Source organism: Roseibium aestuarii (assembly GCF_008477545.1).
GTDB classification, from domain to species: Bacteria; Pseudomonadota; Alphaproteobacteria; order Rhizobiales; family Stappiaceae; genus Roseibium; species Roseibium aestuarii.
The window spans coordinates 878,288-893,796 of record NZ_VORA01000001.1 but is presented as its reverse complement, the minus strand read 5'-3'; the positions used below and the strand labels follow the sequence as shown (position 1 = coordinate 893,796).

Here is a 15,509-nt window from a genome sequence, read left to right as displayed (position 1 = left end):
TTAACACATACAACACTGTATTTATTCCCGATGCTCCGTTACACGTCTAGGTGGAGTACAGCCATGGAACAGAGACTGAGCCTCATCACGCTTGTGGTGGACGATATCGCGACGACCCGCCGCTTCCTCACGGACGGACTGGGCTGGACCGCGCATGGACCAAGCAACGACGAGGTTGCATTCTTCCCCCTGAACGGCATGGTCCTGGGGCTTTATGCCCGGCCAAAGCTGGAGGAGGAGCTCGGCCATCCGGCACCGGCGGGCGTGCACGGCCATTCCTGCTCGATCGCCTGGAACGGACGGTCCCAGGCAGATGTGGACGAGATGTTCGAAAAAGCCCACGCGGCCGGAGCCAAGGTGATCAAGCCGCCGCATGGCACCCATTGGGGCGGCTATTCCTGCTACCTCGAGATGCCCGGCGGACACATGCTGGAACTCGCCTTCAACCCCTTCTGGACCATTGCCGAAGACGGTTCCGTGCGGCTGGACTGAGGCTGCCGCGTCGCGCCAGGCCGACCTTCGGTCAAGTTCCGCCTTCCGTCGTCTTGACGCGGCCCGGCGGGTTCGATCTTCTGGGTGTCAGACGACTGACCGCGCTGCCCTTCCGGAGATTGCCCCATGGCTTATGCCGCCTATGTTTTCGACGCCTACGGGACCCTGTTCGATGTCCACGCGGCGGTGCGCAAGCATGCGGCGCGGCTGGGACCCGATGCGGATCTCTTCTCCGCCATCTGGCGCGCCAAGCAGCTGGAATACTCCTGGGTGCGCGCGCTGATGCACCGCTACGAGGATTTCTGGGTCCTGACCGAGCAGGCGCTCGACACGTGCTTTGCCCTGGTGCCCTCCGCCGACAAGAGCCTGCGAGCGGAGCTGCTCGACGCCTACTGGAAGCTCGACTGCTACGGGGAAGTGCCGCAGGTGCTGACGGAACTGAAGGCGAAGGGCGCCAAGCTCGCGATCCTCTCCAACGGCAATCCGGCCATGCTGGAGGCGGCCGCCAAGGCTGCCGGCATCAGCGATCTGCTGGACGAGATCTTTTCCGTCGATCCGCTGAAGACCTACAAGACCGACGAGCGGGTCTACGAGATGGTGACCACCCATTTCCGCATCTATCCGGAAGCGGTCTCCTTCCAGTCCTCCAACCGGTGGGACATTGCGGGCGCGACGGCCTTCGGCTTCCGCACCGTGTGGATGAACCGCTACAAGATGCCGGACGAATACCCGGACCTGTCTCCGGCCGCCGTGCTGAAGGATCTGAACGGGCTGACCGCGCTGGTGTGATGGGGCGCGCGGCGCCCCTCCCCTGCCCCGTCCTGCCCTGCGCTTTCGGCAAGCTCCGCGCAACCTGCCTTTCCTAGCCTCCCGCGAACGGACAGATCCGTCGGGAAAGGGATACATGATGCAGGCACAAGGAGTTGCCGTGTCCGAACAGAGGACATATCCGCGACGGCGGACCCGGCTGAGAAGCGGCAAGCTGACAAGCCTGAGTGACCGGTTCCTCACCGAATGCGCCATTTTCGACGTTTCCGATGGCGGGATCGGCATGATCGTGCCCGAGCGGCTGGACCTGCCGGAAGAGCTCATCGTCTATGACGACCGGGACAAGACCCTCGCTGAAGTACGGGTCTGCTGGCGCAAGGGCCGGCAGATGGGGGTGGCCTTCGAGATCCCGCCGACGCCGGTGCGCCTGTTCCACGCCCAGCGCCTGCGCCGTCTGCAGTTTGCCCGCTACGCGGTCGACCCGGACGACAGGGGCGACCCGTCGTCCGGCGTGTAAGCCCCGCCGTCAGAAGGCGTAGGACAGACCCAGCATCAGACGATGATTGCCCGACACCCGGCTGACAGATGCGCCGCCGAGCCGGTCCTTCGTGTCCATCACGCCGGTCAGGCTGTAATCGGCGCGCAGATGCACCCGGTCGGTGGCGGCATATTCGGCGCCAGCGCCCAGCACCAGACCGATGCCTGCGGCCGAGGCCTTTCCGCCATTAGCCTTGATCTCGTGATCGCTGACCGCGACGCCGGCGCTCAGGTACGGGAGCACCCGACCGAAGGCCATGCCGACCCGGCCCTTGACGGCTCCGGTCCAGGCGGCGCGGGTCTTCACATCGCCCAGAGTCGGATGAGTGCCCTTGGCCTCTCCGCCCAGATAGGCCGCATTGGCTTCCACCCCGACGACCACCCGGTCGAACTGCCAGTTGTGACCGGCAAAGAGGCCGAAGGCCGCATCCATGCGGTCGATCGCCTTCTTCGCGCCGCCGGACTTCACATCCGTCACGGTCTGGGAAGGGCCGACCTCGACACCGGCATAGGACCCGGCCCAGGAGAAGTTTTCTCCCGCATGGGCCTGCTGCTGGCCGGCAAGAGCCGTGAGGCCCAGCAGGATGAGGGAGACGGTGACCGGCTTCCAGCCCGCCTGCAGCAGACGCCGGCGGACCGGGAGCGCGCCCCCCGAGGCAAGGCGGCGACGCAGGGCGGGGCGCAGTCCCAGCTGGGAACGGAGGCAAGGGGCGGAAACCGGGGCGGCGCGAGACGAGGATTCAATCAGGTTTTTCAAGGACATGCTCCTTCATAGGGAAATTCGCTTCGCAAATTCTTATCGCAAAACAATAATTTTCATATGTTCTATGTTTATTTTTTTGTCAATCGCATTATTTTCTGATTGCGCAACCCGATGCTGAGCCGCTAAAGACGACCCTGAGGCCCTGCGCCGGCAGGCAAGCCACTTCACGAGAGGAGACAGGAGATGAACAGTGCCACTCTTGCGAGCGCCAGCGCGCCCGCCCTGGAGGCCGCAGAAGACCGCCCGGCCCGCCTGCGCCGCATCCGGCGTCTGTCGGCCGTGATGACATGGGGAACGACGGGTCTTGCCGTGGCGATGGGGCTGATCGTGACACTGGCCGTGATCTGGCTGGCCTGGCCTGCCCTCTTCCCGCAGCTGGCGGACGAGCTCTTCGAGATTGCCGAGACCGAGCGCAACCTGCTCGATATTCCCTTCTCCCAACGGCTGGGGCTTGCCATGCTCGGCGCGGTCGGCGGCGGGCTGATCACCCTGATCCTCGTGCGGCTGCGCCAGATCTTCGCGGGCTTTCAGCGCATGGAGTTCTTCGCCGCCCGGACGCTTGGCAAGGTGATCGCACTCGGCCGCACCCTGCTGGTCTTCGGTGTCTTCGACATTTTCCACGATCCGCTGGGAACACTGCTGATGACCCTGGATTTGCCCGAGGGACAGAGGACGATGGAGCTGTCGCTGGATGGGGGCGAGATCTTCGTTCTGATCTTCGGCGCGATCATGCTGACCTTCGGCTGGATCCTGCGCGAAGCGGCCCTGACCCACGAAGAAAACCAGCAGTTCATCTAGACCCATGCCACAGCCGGAAACCGAGACACCCCATGCCGATCATCGTTGAACTGGATGTCATGCTGGCCCGCCGCAAGATGCGCTCCAAGGAACTTGCGGAGCGCATCGGCATCACGGAGCAGAACGTGTCGCTGCTGAAGTCAGGCAAGGTCAAGGGCGTGCGTTTCGACACGCTGGAGAAGATCTGCGAAGCCCTGGACTGTCAGCCCGGCGAAATTCTGATCTATCAGCCGGAGGAATAAGGCGGCAGGGCTTGTGCCCTCTCACTCTCACTCTCACCCTGCCCTCTCCCTCGAGGGAGAGGGTCTGCTGCGGCGGGCCGAGAGTCTCTCCTCCCTGCCACCTCTCCCCGGGCCAGACAGAGCTCCGGGATGGAAAGAGGTCGGCGGGAAGCGCCGGATGAGGCTTTACGCCGCCAGAAGGTTCACTCCGCCGCCTGGGCCGGTTCGTAGCCGAGCGCCGCGTTGAGTTTGGCGATCAGATCGACGGCGGCCTCCGCGATGACCGTGCCGGGGGGGAAGATCGCCACCGCACCGGCCTGATAGAGCTCGTCATAATCCTGGGGCGGAATGACCCCGCCGACGACGATGAGAATGTCCTCGCGGCCTTCGTCAGCCAGCGCCTTCTTGAGCGCCGGAACAAGCGTCAGATGACCGGCGGCGAGCGACGACACGCCGACCACATGCACGTCGTTTTCCACCGCCTGACGGGCGGCTTCTTCCGGGGTCTGGAACAGTGGGCCGATGTCCACGTCGAAGCCGAGGTCGGCAAAGGCGGAGGCAATCACCTTCTGGCCACGGTCGTGACCGTCCTGACCCATCTTGGCCACGAGGATCCGCGGCCGGCGGCCGTCATTCTCCTCGAAGGCCTCGACCAGCTTCTGGACCTTCACGATGGTGCCCGACATGGCGCCTGCCTCCCGCTTGTAGACGCCGGAGATGGACTTGATCTCCGCCTTGTGGCGTCCGAATTCCTTTTCCATCGCCAGCGAGATCTCGCCGACGGTGGCCTTGGCGCGCGCGGCCTTGACGGAGAGATCGAGCAGATTGCCCGCGCCGGTGCGGGCGCATTCGGTCAGGGCGTCGAGGGCGGCCTGGCATTCGGCCTCGTTGCGCTCGGCCCGCAGGCGGTTCAGCTTCTCGATCTGCTCGGCGCGGACCTGGGCATTGTCCACCTTGAGCACGTCGATCGGCTCTTCCCGATCCGGCTTGAAGCGGTTGACGCCGACCACGGTCTGCGCGCCGCTGTCGATGCGGGCCTGGGTCTTGGCGGCCGCTTCCTCGATCCGGAGCTTCGGAATGCCCTTCTCGATGGCCTTGGCCATGCCGCCCAGTTCCTCGACCTCGCGGATGTGAGCGAGGGCCTTTTCCGCCAGATCGTGGGTCAGCTTCTCCACCACGAAGGAGCCGCCCCAGATGTCGATGGGGGCCGTCGTGCCGCTTTCCTGCTGCAGGAAGAGCTGGGTGTTGCGGGCAATGCGGGCGGAGAAGTCGGTGGGCAGGGCCAGCGCTTCGTCGAGCGCATTGGTGTGGAGGGACTGGGTGTGGCCCTGCGTTGCGGCCATGGCCTCCACGCAGGTGCGCACCACGTTGTTGAACACGTCCTGGGCGGTCAGCGACCAGCCCGAGGTTTGGGAATGGGTGCGCAGCGACAGGGACTTCGGGTTCTTCGGCGCGAAATTCTCCTGCATGAGCTGCGACCAGATCAGCCGCGCGGCGCGCAGCTTGGCCACTTCCATGAAGAAGTTCATGCCGATGGCCCAGAAGAAGGAGAGCCGCGGAGCAAAGGTGTCGATGTCCATGCCCGCAGCCACACCGGCGCGGGCATATTCGATGCCGTCCGCGATGGTATACGCCAGCTCCAGATCCGCCGTCGCCCCGGCTTCCTGCATGTGGTAGCCGGAAATGGAGATGGAGTTGAAGCGGGGCATGTTCGCCGACGTATAGGCGAAGATGTCCGAAATGATCTTCATGGAGGAGGCAGGCGGGTAGATATAGGTGTTGCGGACCATGAACTCCTTCAGAATGTCGTTCTGAATGGTGCCCGAGAGATCCGCCTGGGCCACGCCCTGCTCTTCCGCTGCCACGATATAGAGGGCCAGAACCGGCAGAACAGCGCCGTTCATGGTCATGGACACGCTCATCTTGTCCAGCGGAATGCCGGAGAAGAGGGTGCGCATGTCGTAGATGCTGTCGATGGCCACGCCTGCCATGCCCACGTCACCGGCAACGCGTGGGTGGTCGCTGTCATAGCCGCGGTGGGTGGCCAGGTCGAAGGCGACCGACAGGCCCTTCTGACCGGCGGCCAGGTTGCGCCGGTAGAAGGCGTTGGAGGCCTCTGCCGTGGAGAAGCCCGCATATTGGCGCACGGTCCAGGGCTGCTGCACATACATGGTCGGATAGGGGCCGCGCACGAAGGGGGCAAGCCCCGGATAGGTGTCCAGCGCAGCAAGACCGTCCAGATCCTCTCCATTGGCCACGGGCGCGACGGCAATGTCTTCCGGCGTGATCCACGGCTCGGCGGCGCCCGCATGGGCCTCGCTCAGCACATCGGCAAAAGGCAGGGTCGAGAAATCGGGAAAGCGGCTCATCGGGCGGCCTCCTGGGTCTGGGCGACAAGGCCAAGTCGCGCATGGGCTTCGCGCAGCAGGGCGAGCAGATCGCAGCCGGAATAAAGCGCCGTGTCGAGACCGGCGGCCGCGAAGGCTTCTGCCATCGGGCCCGGACGACCGGCGAGATAGACATGGGTGGCTCCGGCCTGTTTCAGGGCCGCGACCAGCGCCGGCCCCTCCTCGGCATAAAGCGCATCGGAGCCGACAAGGCAGGCCATGGTGGCACCCGACGCCTTGAAGGCGGCAACCTGCGCCTCGATGGCACCTTCCGCCGGATCGGCCGTGCGCAGGCCACCGGCCGCAAGGGCGTTGGTGGCAAAGGCAGCGCGGGCCGAGAACTGGGAGAGACGCCCGAGCGCGGCCAGGAAGACATGGGGCGCAGATGCTGCCGACGCGTCCGCCGCATCGCGCAGGGCCTCGAAGGGCGCGGCGAGACGTATGAAGCCGAGGGACTGAAGATCAGGGGCCGGTGCCAGAACCTTGACCGGCGCCTCACCCAGGTTGGGGAAGCTGCTGACGCCGACAAGGGGCTGGGCCAGTTTCGCCAGTTTTGCCGCGCGCCGCGCGTTGGCCTCCTCCAGCATGGCCTTCGCCTTGGCAAGGCCTGCGGAACTCGCCAGTCCGCCAGCGGCCTCGATCTGCTGGAACAGGCCCCAGGCGGCTTCCGCCAGATCCCGGGTGCGGGCCTCGAGCGCGCCGGATCCGGCGGCCGGATCGCTGATCCGCGCCAGATGGCTCTCGTCCATGAGGATGGACTGGGTGTTGCGGGCGAGCCTGCGGGCAAAGCCGTCGGGCAGACCGAGGGCCTGGGTGTGGGGCAGGACGCAGACACTGTCGGCGCCGCCCACGGCGGCAGAGAAGCCGGCCACGGTGTTGCGCAGCATGTTCACAAAGGGATCGCGCTGGCTGAGCATGCGCCAGGAGGTTTCCATGTGCAGGCGCAGAGGCGCGGTTGCGAGGCCGCAGGCTTCCACCAGACGCGCATCGAGCAGACGGGCGGCGCGGGCCTTGGCCAGCGTCTCCTGCTGGTCCGCATCGGCGGCAAGGGTCAGGGTCGACAGGGACGTCCAGCGGTCCTCGGCGACACCGGCGGCCTCAAGCGCGCGGAACTGCGCGAGCCGTGTCGCCAGGGTGAGAGCCAGTTCCTGACCGGCGGTCGCGCCAAGATCATGCCAGACCCGGCCATCGGCGGCAGCAACCGGCCAGCTCACACCGGCGGCGGCACAAGCCTTCAGCGCGGCCGCAAGCTGCGCCTTCAGGCTCTCCGACAGGGCATCGCCCCCCTCGCGATCCGCTACATAAGCCTGGGCAAGGGTGTCCTGCACCAGGGCCACATCCAGATCACCGGCGGAAAGGCCACGCTCTGCGGCGAGCGCGGCAAGGGCCGCGATCCCGTCGGCGAGGGTCGCCGTGGCGCCTGCGGGCAGCTCAAGCCGCAGATGCACGAGGTCGAGATAGACATCCCGGAGAACGGTCGCGAGGGTTGCCTTCAACCCTTCCGCGCCCGCGCCCGTGGTCAGGCCACCACCGCGCGGGTCATCCTTGCCGGCGAGCACCAGGGAAAGACCATTGGCGCCGCCGACGAGATCCTCCAACGCCTGGGCATTGGCGGCCTCGGGCTGCGGCAAATCGATCCGGGACACCATCACCCAAGGCTGACCGACAGGGCGCAGGGAGAGCGGACGGGCCTCGCGTGCGCGGGGATAAAGCGGTGCGATCACCGCCCCATCCTCGCTGCGGCGGGCGAGGGTCTCCCGCGCGGCGCCCTTGAGGGCCTTGTCCACCTGCGCGAGCCAAGCGGCTTCGTCCGGGGTGAAATCGGTGTCAGCCATGATCGTGTTCCTGCATTCTTGTCCTCCCGGCGCCCGGTCTCGGTCGGAGGCGCCTCGGGGGCGGTGCCCCGGCGCAGCCTCCGCGCTCGAACGGGCGCGCGGTCCGGCATCGCGCGCGCGGTCCAGACCGACAGGTGTTTTAGTCCCTCGGCGGCGGCCCTTGCAACTCAACACAATGGACTAACGGCACGAGGAGCCGCGCTTCTGTCGCAGGGCCGGACGGGATGTGCCCCTCCCCCGTCCTTCGGCTCCTCTTCCAGTCCCAAGGTCAGGGCATCGCGCCGTCAGCGGGCAAGGCTCTCGGCCATGATCCTGCCACAGAGACGATGCCCAGGATGCTTCTGGCAATCAGCCCTGACAGAACTGCAGGTTTTTCGTCCTTCCCCTGCGGATCGTCCGCGACAAGACGCCATACCGCGAATCATTGGCGGAGATGCCGAGGGAAGAGGTCCGGAAATATTACCGGGCCCTGACAAAACTCCGTAATACCCCCCATCAGAACCCCATGGGAAAATCCGCGAATGGCCCTTTGGACAGGGTCAATGAAACCATTTGGCAATATTCAGACAACTAATTGGCGCGATCCGCCAAGTTTAGACACATTCTCAGTTGGTCCCCCGCATATTTCTCATGTAACTTATACAAGCTGCCGTATGGGCACCTTCAATTTCCTGCAAGGTAGGGGATCCGGAAACATCCCCACCCCATAGGGAGGAGAAGGTTCCGGTGAAAGCTGACGCAGAGACGGTGTCTCTGGTCCGCCGATCCGGAACCGCCGGAACGCTGCCGATTGCGAGTTGCCCCACTCTCCGCTCCGTCTCGGGAGGTGAGACCGGAAGGGGCTTCCTCCAGCCGACAGTCACCCGGCGCTATGGGACAGAAGAACCGAGGTTGACGGCAAGGGAAACACTTCCGCACCCCCGGCGCTCTGAGGCACCTGTAACTGGATCGCGCAGGAAAGGAGGAGTACACGCGACGCGCCATCGCCCCGCACCCGAAACAGAGTTCATGAACTCCGGTGACGCCGGTCTGGCCTCGGTTTTCTGACCGAAACAGCACCTGCTTCCAGCGGCTTCATGAAAGATCAGCGGCTTCGGGACGACGCTTGCCGCAAGGACCCTCTCGCACGGTCTCCCGGTACGGAACTGCCTCCCCATCGGCAGTCGGATTGGCCAAGACAAAAATTACAGGCCCGTCCGAAACGCAATAAAGGACCGACCAAGCCCCTCAAAAAGACAGGTCGCGTCCCAAATAACGGATGTGCACAATGCTTGATCATACTGAATTGAAGAACAAACTGAGAGCAATCTCGGAAGCCAATGCCGCTCACCACGTCCTGGACATTCTGGAGTCCAACCTGCGACGCATGGGGGCCACCCACATTCTCGTCACCGGCCTGCCCATGCCCAACCGGCCGATCGACAGCCTCGTGCATCGTTTCCGCTGGCCCGACCAGCGCAATGACGGGATCGAAAGCACGTCCCTTTCGGCAAATGACAGCGCCCTCATGCTCGGTCTCACGTCAAACCGTGCCCGCGTGTGGACGATTACCGAAGGGGATGCCCAGCACTCGGAACTTCTCGCCGCTGCCGGCGCCGGATCTGAAATGGTGATCGTTCCCGTGACGGAACTGCATCCGTTCCAGGCCTTCGTCTATGCCGCCGGCCCGTCCCTTCAGGCCAGCAAGCTCGACCTGTCCGGTCTGGAAGCCCTGTCCGCCGCGGCCTTCGCCCGGCTTCGGGATCTGGGCATCATTTCCGGTCAGCGCCCGGGGGCCCTGTCCAACCGGGAACGGCGCGTGCTGGAGCTGACCGCCTTCGGCAAGACCGCCGGGGAAATCGCGGAAGTGCTCGACATTTCCCAGCGCACGGTGCACGCCCACCTGCAGAACGCCAGCGTCAAGCTGAACGCCTCGAACAAGACGCATACGGTCGTCGAGGCCCTGCGCTACGGGCAGATCCGGGTCTGACACGGGTCTGACACGCGATGCCCCTCAGCAAGCATCCGCCAGCCCCGCGTCGAGGCTGGCGGGTTTTTTGTGAGCACCGGAACCCGATAGAGTGTGCGATCAGGCCGCTGGCAGCAGGCACCATCCAGCGCTTCGGCTGCGTGCAACGAAAAACGGCCGCCGGATAAGCCCCGACGGCCGATGGAATTGATCGCTGCTGACGCGGCTCAGTAGGAGAGCATGGGCTCGAGGCTCTTGGCCTGTTCCACCCACTTGATCACCTGCGCCTCGCCGGGCACCTGACGCACGAGCTTGCGCTCGGCGTTGACCTCTGCCATGCGCGCTGCCAGGTTTTCCGGCTTGCGCATCTTCAATTCCTTCACCGTGTCGACGCCAGCGGCCTCGAGCAGCTCGGAATATTCCTCGCCCACGCCGCTGATGCGCATGAGATCGGCCATGTTGGCCCAGCGCAGGATTCGCGACTTGTCGATACCCGTCGCCTCCTCCAGAGCCTTGCGGCCCTTGGGATCCTTCGCCTTTTCCAGATAGGCCTCAGTGGTCTTGATCCCCTGCTCCGCCAGCTTGGCAGCATAGGCAGGGCCGATCCCCTCGATTTCCGAAATTGAATAGCTCATGACATCCATCCTTCCCCAGGGTCAGAGGAGGTCATTAGGCAAGATCAGAGGATCTGTTTCAAGATCGGGATGGAGGAAATCACTTCGTCGACTGCCTCATCGCCGGCCTTCTCGCGGGCCACGCCCACCAGACGCTTGATGATGCGCTGAACGTCGGCCATCTCCAGCCCGGCGGAATTGAGTTCCCCGAGCACCGCCATGGCGCCCATGCCCGGAACCATTCCGGCCAGACCACCGAACAGGCCCTTGCCGGAGGATTTGGTCGCCAGATACTCGGTCACCGCCTCGCGGGTGCCCGGAAGCGCGTCAAAAACCTCTTGCATCCGCTCCGCCGGGGCTTCCTTATTGAGGAAATTGAGAATGATCGTCACGCCCTTGCGCGCGGCATCCTCGTCAATTCCCGTGGTGGCTACGATGTGCTGGATGAGGTCTTCCATCTCTGGCTCCCGGATCTCGATGTGGCTGTCTCCCGCGCTGCGGCAGCGGCGTCGCGCCCCGATCCGTCGCCGGAAATTGACGAGGGCAGGCAGCGACCGGAAGGTGTGGTGCAGCAATACAGGGAAATGCTGCAGCGCGACAGGGGAAAGACCCACCTTCCGATGGGGGATGTCGACGAAAGACTAAGTCGCCGGCCGTGCAGCCTGCCCGGCCCCGGAACCACACCGCGCCGCCCCGCTCCGGGAGGCGAGACTCAACAGCCAGGACAGGACGCAATGGACGAGCCGCAGCACATTTTCATCGGTCGCAGCTTTCTGGGCGAGGACAGCCGGGCGGAAACCCTGACCCTGAAGCTTGCCAACCGGCACGGGCTGATTGCCGGAGCCACGGGCACCGGCAAGACCGTCTCCCTGCAGATCCTGGCGGAAGGGTTTTCCGCTGCCGGCGTCCCCGTCTTCTGCGCCGACGTGAAGGGGGATCTCTCCGGCATCGCCATGCCCGGCGTCTCCAAGGACTTCCTGGAAAAGCGCGCCCGCGACATTGCGCTGGAAGACTATGGTTATGACGCCTTTCCCGCCATCTTCTGGGATCTCTTCGGGGAACAGGGCCACCCCATCCGCACCACCGTGTCCGAGATCGGACCGCTGCTGCTCTCGCGCCTGCTGGAGCTGAACGAGACGCAGGAAGGCGTGCTCACCATTGCCTTCGAGCTGGCCGACGACGAAGGTCTCCTCCTCCTCGACATGAAGGATCTGCGCGCGCTTCTGGCGCTGGTTGCCGAGCGGGCCGACGAGCTGACCAACACCTATGGCAACGTGTCCAAGGCCTCCGTCGGGGCAATCCAGCGGCGGCTGCTGATTCTGGAACGCCAGGGCGCGGAAGCCTTCTTCGGCGAGCCCGCCCTCGACATCCGCGACTTCATGCGCACCAGCCGGGACGGCCGGGGCGTCATCAACGTGCTGGCAGCCGACAAGCTGATGATGTCGCCCAAGCTCTACGCCATCTTCCTGCTCTGGCTGCTGTCAGAGCTCTTCGAGGAGCTGCCCGAGGTGGGCGATCTGCCGAAGCCGAAGCTGGTCTTCTTCTTCGACGAGGCCCATCTGCTCTTCAATGACGCTCCGCCCGCGCTGGTGGAGCGGATCGAGCAGGTAGTGCGCCTCATCCGCTCCAAGGGAGTGGGTGTCTATTTCGTCACCCAGAGCCCGTCGGATGTGCCCGACACGGTTCTCTCCCAGCTCGGCAACCGGATCCAGCATGCGCTGCGGGCCTTCACCCCGCGGGACCAGAAGGCGGTGCGTTCGGCCGCCCAGACCTTCCGGCCCAATCCGGCCCTCGACACGGAACAGGTGATCACGGAACTGGGCGTCGGCGAGGCGCTGGTCTCCACCCTGGAGGGCAAGGGCGCTCCATCCATTGTCCAGCGCACGCTGATCCGCCCGCCCGCCTCGCGGCTCGGTCCGGTTACCGTGGAGGAACGGCAGGAGATCATGGCCTCCAGCCCGGTGGGACATCTCTATGACCGGATGACCGACCGGGATTCCGCCTTCGAGATGCTGGCGCGCCGCGCGGAAGACAAGCTGCGGCTGGAGGAAGAGCAGCGGGCGCGGGAAGAGGAGATGAAGGCACGGGAGAAGCAGGAGGCCGAGGACGATCGTCGGCGAACCCGCACCGGCTTCCAGCTTCCGGATTTTGACGACCGCTCGTCCGGGCGCAGCCGTGGCGGATCGGTGCCCCGATCGGGCAGCCGCAGCCGGACAAGCCGGTCCAGCCGCAGCGACAGCGTGATCGAGGCCGGCATGAAGTCGGCCGCCCGCAGCCTTGGCTCGTCGCTGGGCCGGGCGCTGGTGCGCGGCATCCTCGGCTCGATCAAGCGCGGCTTCTGAGACGGCAAGACGCGACGGACCGATGACCACCGCACTGGAAGATCACGAACAGGGATTGCGAGACGGCTTCTTCGAGGCGGCGCTCGATGCCGACCAGTGGGAAGGTGCGCTGGCAAGGTTTTCCGAACATCTGAACGGCGGCGCGGTCAATCTGATCCTGCTGGAGAAGGCGGGCGCCCTGCCCGTCGACCTCCATTACGAGCGGGTGGATGAACATGCCTATACCCGTTACATCAGCGACTATATCGAGACGGACCCGCGCGTTCCGCGCGTCCTGAATGCGCCGGTGAACACGGTGCTGCTGGAGCGGGACGTGCTGACGGAGGGGGAGCGGCGTCACAGCGCCATCTACAACGACCTGATGGCCCGCAGCGGCATGCGCAACCAGGCGATCTCGCTACTGGCCTCCGACACGCTCTTTGCCGGTTTCGGCATCGCGCCGCGCGACGACAGCCAGCCCTTTGCGACAGAGGACCTCGCCCGGCTGACCCGGCTTCTGCCGAGCCTCAAGCAGGCGGTGCGCCTGCATACGGCCAACCAGAGCCTGCAGATGCAGCGCAGCTCGCTGGGCGACCTCTGGGGTCTCTCCGGCAAGGGGATTGTGCTTCTGGGGGCAAGCCGGCAGTTGCTCTATGCCAACAGCCTGGCGGATGACCTCCTGCGCGCAGGTGTCTTGCGCCGGGTCCATGGACAGGTGTCCTTCGGGGACCGGGCGAGCGAGCAACGCTGGCAGCACGCCTGGCAAGAGCTGCGCAAGCGCGGCGGAACCAGCAGCGACCAGTTTCTGACTGAGCCAACGCCCGGTGGCACGACCTTCGGCGTGCGGCTCTTTTCCTCCCCCGGCATGCTCGGACGCCTGGCCTGGGCCGGTGCGCCGGCGGTGGTGATGCTGCTGACCCCGCTCAGCGACATGACGGTGATTTCGGCGGCGGAGATCCAGCGGTTCTGCGCGCTGTTTTCCATCACCCCCGCAGAGGCGCGGGTCGTGGAAGCGGTCTGCCAGGGCCAGCAGCTTTCCGATCTGGCGCAGGAGCGACAGGTCGCGGTGGACACGCTGCGCAAGCAGCTCAAGTCCGCGATGGCCAAATGCGGCGTCAGCTCCCAGAAGGATCTGATCTCCCGGCTGGAGCGCTTCTGCTTCCTGACGTCAGGCTGACACTCACGTCTGGCTGAAACTCAGGACGCGTACCCGCGCGCCTACCAGCTTGTGAGGGCCCGCAGGGTCGGCGCCTTCTTGTAACCGTGGTCCTGCATGCGGGTGAGCAGCCGGTCGAGGGTTTCCACCCCATCCAGCACGGCGGGGCCCTTGTTCAGCATCACGCAATCGGCCCGGGCCGACATGGCGGCATCGGTCATCTCGCCCCGCGAGGGGGTGCCGCGCTTGACCAGGGTCTCCAGCACCTGGGTCGCCCAGATCACCGGCACGTTGGCCGCCTCGCAGAGCCAGAGCAGCTCTTCCTGCATTTCCGCCAGACGCTCAAAGCCGATTTCGGCCGCCAGATCGCCACGGGCGATCATGATGCCGAAGGGGCGGCGATGGGCGGCGCGGGCAATGAGCGCCGGCAGGGCACGCACCGCCTCGGGTCTTTCGATCTTGGCCACCAGCCCGATGGGCTTGTCGGCCGCACCGATGCGATCCAGACAGGTTTCCAGAAGATCGATGTCCTCCGGCTGGCTGACGAAGGAATAGCCGATCATGTCGGCGCATTCGATGACGCAGGCCAGATCGTCCTCGTCCTTGGCGGTGAGCGGGGCAAGTCCCAGTTCGGTGTCGGGCAGGTTCAGCCCCTTCTCCGGGCGGATCTTCGTGCCGCCCTCCTCCGTGCGGCGCACGCGCAAGACGGCTTCCCCGTCCGCCACAGCGTCGACCACAGCCTCAAGGCGTCCGTCGTCATAGAGAACCCTTTGGCCGGGCCGCAGGCAGGACACGAGCGTGCTCAGGGTCGACGTTGCCGTGACCATGTCCTGACGCCCGCTCCGCTCCCCCGGGTCCTGCACGAGGCGGACGCTGTCGCCGGCGGCAAGGCGCCGGCCGTTCGGCCCCTTCAGCACCTCGGCCGTTCGGATCTTCGGCCCGGCAATGTCCATCAGGATGCGCAAGGGGCGCCCGGCCTCAAGGGCGGCCTGACGCAGATGGGCGGTCATGGCGCGCCATTCGTCCGACGTGTCATGGGCGCAGTTGATCCGGGCGATGTCCATGCCGCGAGCGATCAGGGCGCGCGCCAATTCGGGCGTGCGGGCGGCGTCCGAGGGCATGGTGACCATGATCCGGCTCTTGCGGGCGGCCGCACCGCCACGACGCGACGTGGCCGGGCCGAAGAGACGCTCGGACGCCCGCGCAAGCCGCGCCTCGCCTTCGAAGAAGGCGGTTCGGGGAAGCCCGCTGATCCGCTCGGGCTGACCGGTGAGGGCTGCCAGCACCTGCTCCACGGCCGCAAGGGTCGGCATGACCCGGCTCTCCAGACGCCCGAGGGAGGAGAGGCCGCAGGCCATCAGACGCCGTTGCAGGGGGCGAATGTCGTGGTGACGCAGGGCGAGATAATCCGCCAGATTGCGCAGACCCTCGGTGGCATCGGCTGCCAGAAGATCCAATTCGGCGGCCGGCTTGCCGAACCGTTCGGGCAGAATGCCGCCATGCCAGGCTTCCAGCAGCACGCGGGCCTGTTCGCCCAGCTCCAGACGCAGGGTTGCGACTTCGCCCAGCAGACTGTCGAGCGTGTCGGCAGCATCCGGACCGGATGCGGCCTCAGCTGCGGAAAGGCTGGGGCTTGCAGAATTGGCAGGGGTCATGATGCAGGATCTCC

At 65.6% G+C, this 15,509-nt stretch carries 14 protein-coding genes; 8 read left to right on the top strand and 6 right to left on the bottom strand.

What is annotated here, in order from left to right; translation table 11 throughout:
- Window positions 1-63 precede the first annotated feature (63 nt).
- The 3 genes from FR728_RS03830 (at window position 64) to FR728_RS03820 (ending at window position 1,777) form a co-directional block, all read left to right on the top strand.
- A complete protein-coding gene (locus FR728_RS03830) occupies window positions 64-492 on the top strand; it encodes a VOC family protein (protein ID WP_149891298.1) in 429 nt (142 codons plus the stop codon).
- Between the two features lie 126 nt (window positions 493-618).
- Window positions 619-1,281 (top strand): haloacid dehalogenase type II, encoded by a 663-nt coding sequence (locus tag FR728_RS03825; protein ID WP_149891297.1) that lies wholly within the window; start codon window positions 619-621, stop codon window positions 1,279-1,281.
- A 115-nt stretch (window positions 1,282-1,396) separates the two neighbouring features.
- On the top strand, window positions 1,397-1,777 hold the full coding sequence (locus tag FR728_RS03820) for a PilZ domain-containing protein (RefSeq protein ID WP_208998639.1): 381 nt from the start codon (window positions 1,397-1,399) through the stop codon (window positions 1,775-1,777).
- A 9-nt stretch (window positions 1,778-1,786) separates the two neighbouring features.
- Here the strand turns inward: FR728_RS03820 and FR728_RS03815 are convergent, their stop codons facing one another.
- Window positions 1,787-2,554, bottom strand: a complete 768-nt coding sequence (locus tag FR728_RS03815; protein WP_208998638.1) for an outer membrane protein — start codon at window positions 2,552-2,554, stop codon at window positions 1,787-1,789.
- A gap of 189 nt (window positions 2,555-2,743) precedes the next feature.
- On the opposite strand from FR728_RS03815, the gene FR728_RS03810 reads away from it, so the two are divergent.
- Window positions 2,744-3,358 (top strand): DUF2975 domain-containing protein, encoded by a 615-nt coding sequence (locus FR728_RS03810; protein WP_149891296.1) that lies wholly within the window; start codon window positions 2,744-2,746, stop codon window positions 3,356-3,358.
- Between the two features lie 32 nt (window positions 3,359-3,390).
- Window positions 3,391-3,600 (top strand): helix-turn-helix domain-containing protein, encoded by a 210-nt coding sequence (locus FR728_RS03805; protein WP_149891295.1) that lies wholly within the window; start codon window positions 3,391-3,393, stop codon window positions 3,598-3,600.
- Between the two features lie 182 nt (window positions 3,601-3,782).
- Here FR728_RS03805 and scpA read toward each other — a convergent pair whose 3' ends face one another.
- Together scpA and FR728_RS03795 are read right to left on the bottom strand one after the other, a co-directional pair.
- Entirely contained in the window at window positions 3,783-5,948 is a 2,166-nt protein-coding gene (gene scpA, locus FR728_RS03800) for a methylmalonyl-CoA mutase (protein WP_149891294.1), read from the bottom strand.
- Window positions 5,945-7,801: a methylmalonyl-CoA mutase family protein gene (locus FR728_RS03795; RefSeq protein ID WP_149891293.1), complete on the bottom strand. Its 1,857-nt coding sequence runs from the start codon at window positions 7,799-7,801 to the stop codon at window positions 5,945-5,947. The genes scpA and FR728_RS03795 overlap by 4 nt, the downstream gene beginning before the upstream one ends.
- Window positions 7,802-9,068: 1,267 nt before the next feature.
- On the opposite strand from FR728_RS03795, the gene FR728_RS03790 reads away from it, so the two are divergent.
- A complete protein-coding gene (locus tag FR728_RS03790; protein ID WP_149891292.1) occupies window positions 9,069-9,770 on the top strand; it encodes a helix-turn-helix transcriptional regulator in 702 nt (233 codons plus the stop codon).
- Between the two features lie 206 nt (window positions 9,771-9,976).
- On the opposite strand, the gene FR728_RS03785 is transcribed toward FR728_RS03790, so the two are convergent.
- Together FR728_RS03785 and FR728_RS03780 are read right to left on the bottom strand one after the other, a co-directional pair.
- A complete protein-coding gene (locus FR728_RS03785) occupies window positions 9,977-10,384 on the bottom strand; it encodes a DUF4332 domain-containing protein (RefSeq protein WP_149891291.1) in 408 nt (135 codons plus the stop codon).
- Window positions 10,385-10,428: 44 nt separating this feature from the next.
- Window positions 10,429-10,821 carry a DUF2267 domain-containing protein gene (locus FR728_RS03780; protein WP_149891290.1) on the bottom strand — a complete coding sequence of 131 codons (393 nt, stop codon included), beginning with the start codon at window positions 10,819-10,821 and terminating at the stop codon, window positions 10,429-10,431.
- A 276-nt stretch (window positions 10,822-11,097) separates the two neighbouring features.
- On the opposite strand from FR728_RS03780, the gene FR728_RS03775 reads away from it, so the two are divergent.
- Complete coding sequence (locus FR728_RS03775; RefSeq protein WP_149891289.1) at window positions 11,098-12,705, top strand: helicase HerA-like domain-containing protein; 1,608 nt, start codon at window positions 11,098-11,100, stop codon at window positions 12,703-12,705.
- 22 nt (window positions 12,706-12,727) lie between these two features.
- A complete protein-coding gene (locus FR728_RS03770) occupies window positions 12,728-13,861 on the top strand; it encodes a helix-turn-helix transcriptional regulator (RefSeq protein ID WP_149891288.1) in 1,134 nt (377 codons plus the stop codon).
- A 41-nt stretch (window positions 13,862-13,902) separates the two neighbouring features.
- Here FR728_RS03770 and FR728_RS03765 read toward each other — a convergent pair whose 3' ends face one another.
- The gene (locus FR728_RS03765; protein WP_149891287.1) at window positions 13,903-15,495 is read right to left on the bottom strand and encodes a pyruvate kinase; all 1,593 of its coding nucleotides are present in this window, start codon (window positions 15,493-15,495) and stop codon (window positions 13,903-13,905) included.
- Window positions 15,496-15,509: the final 14 nt, after the last annotated feature.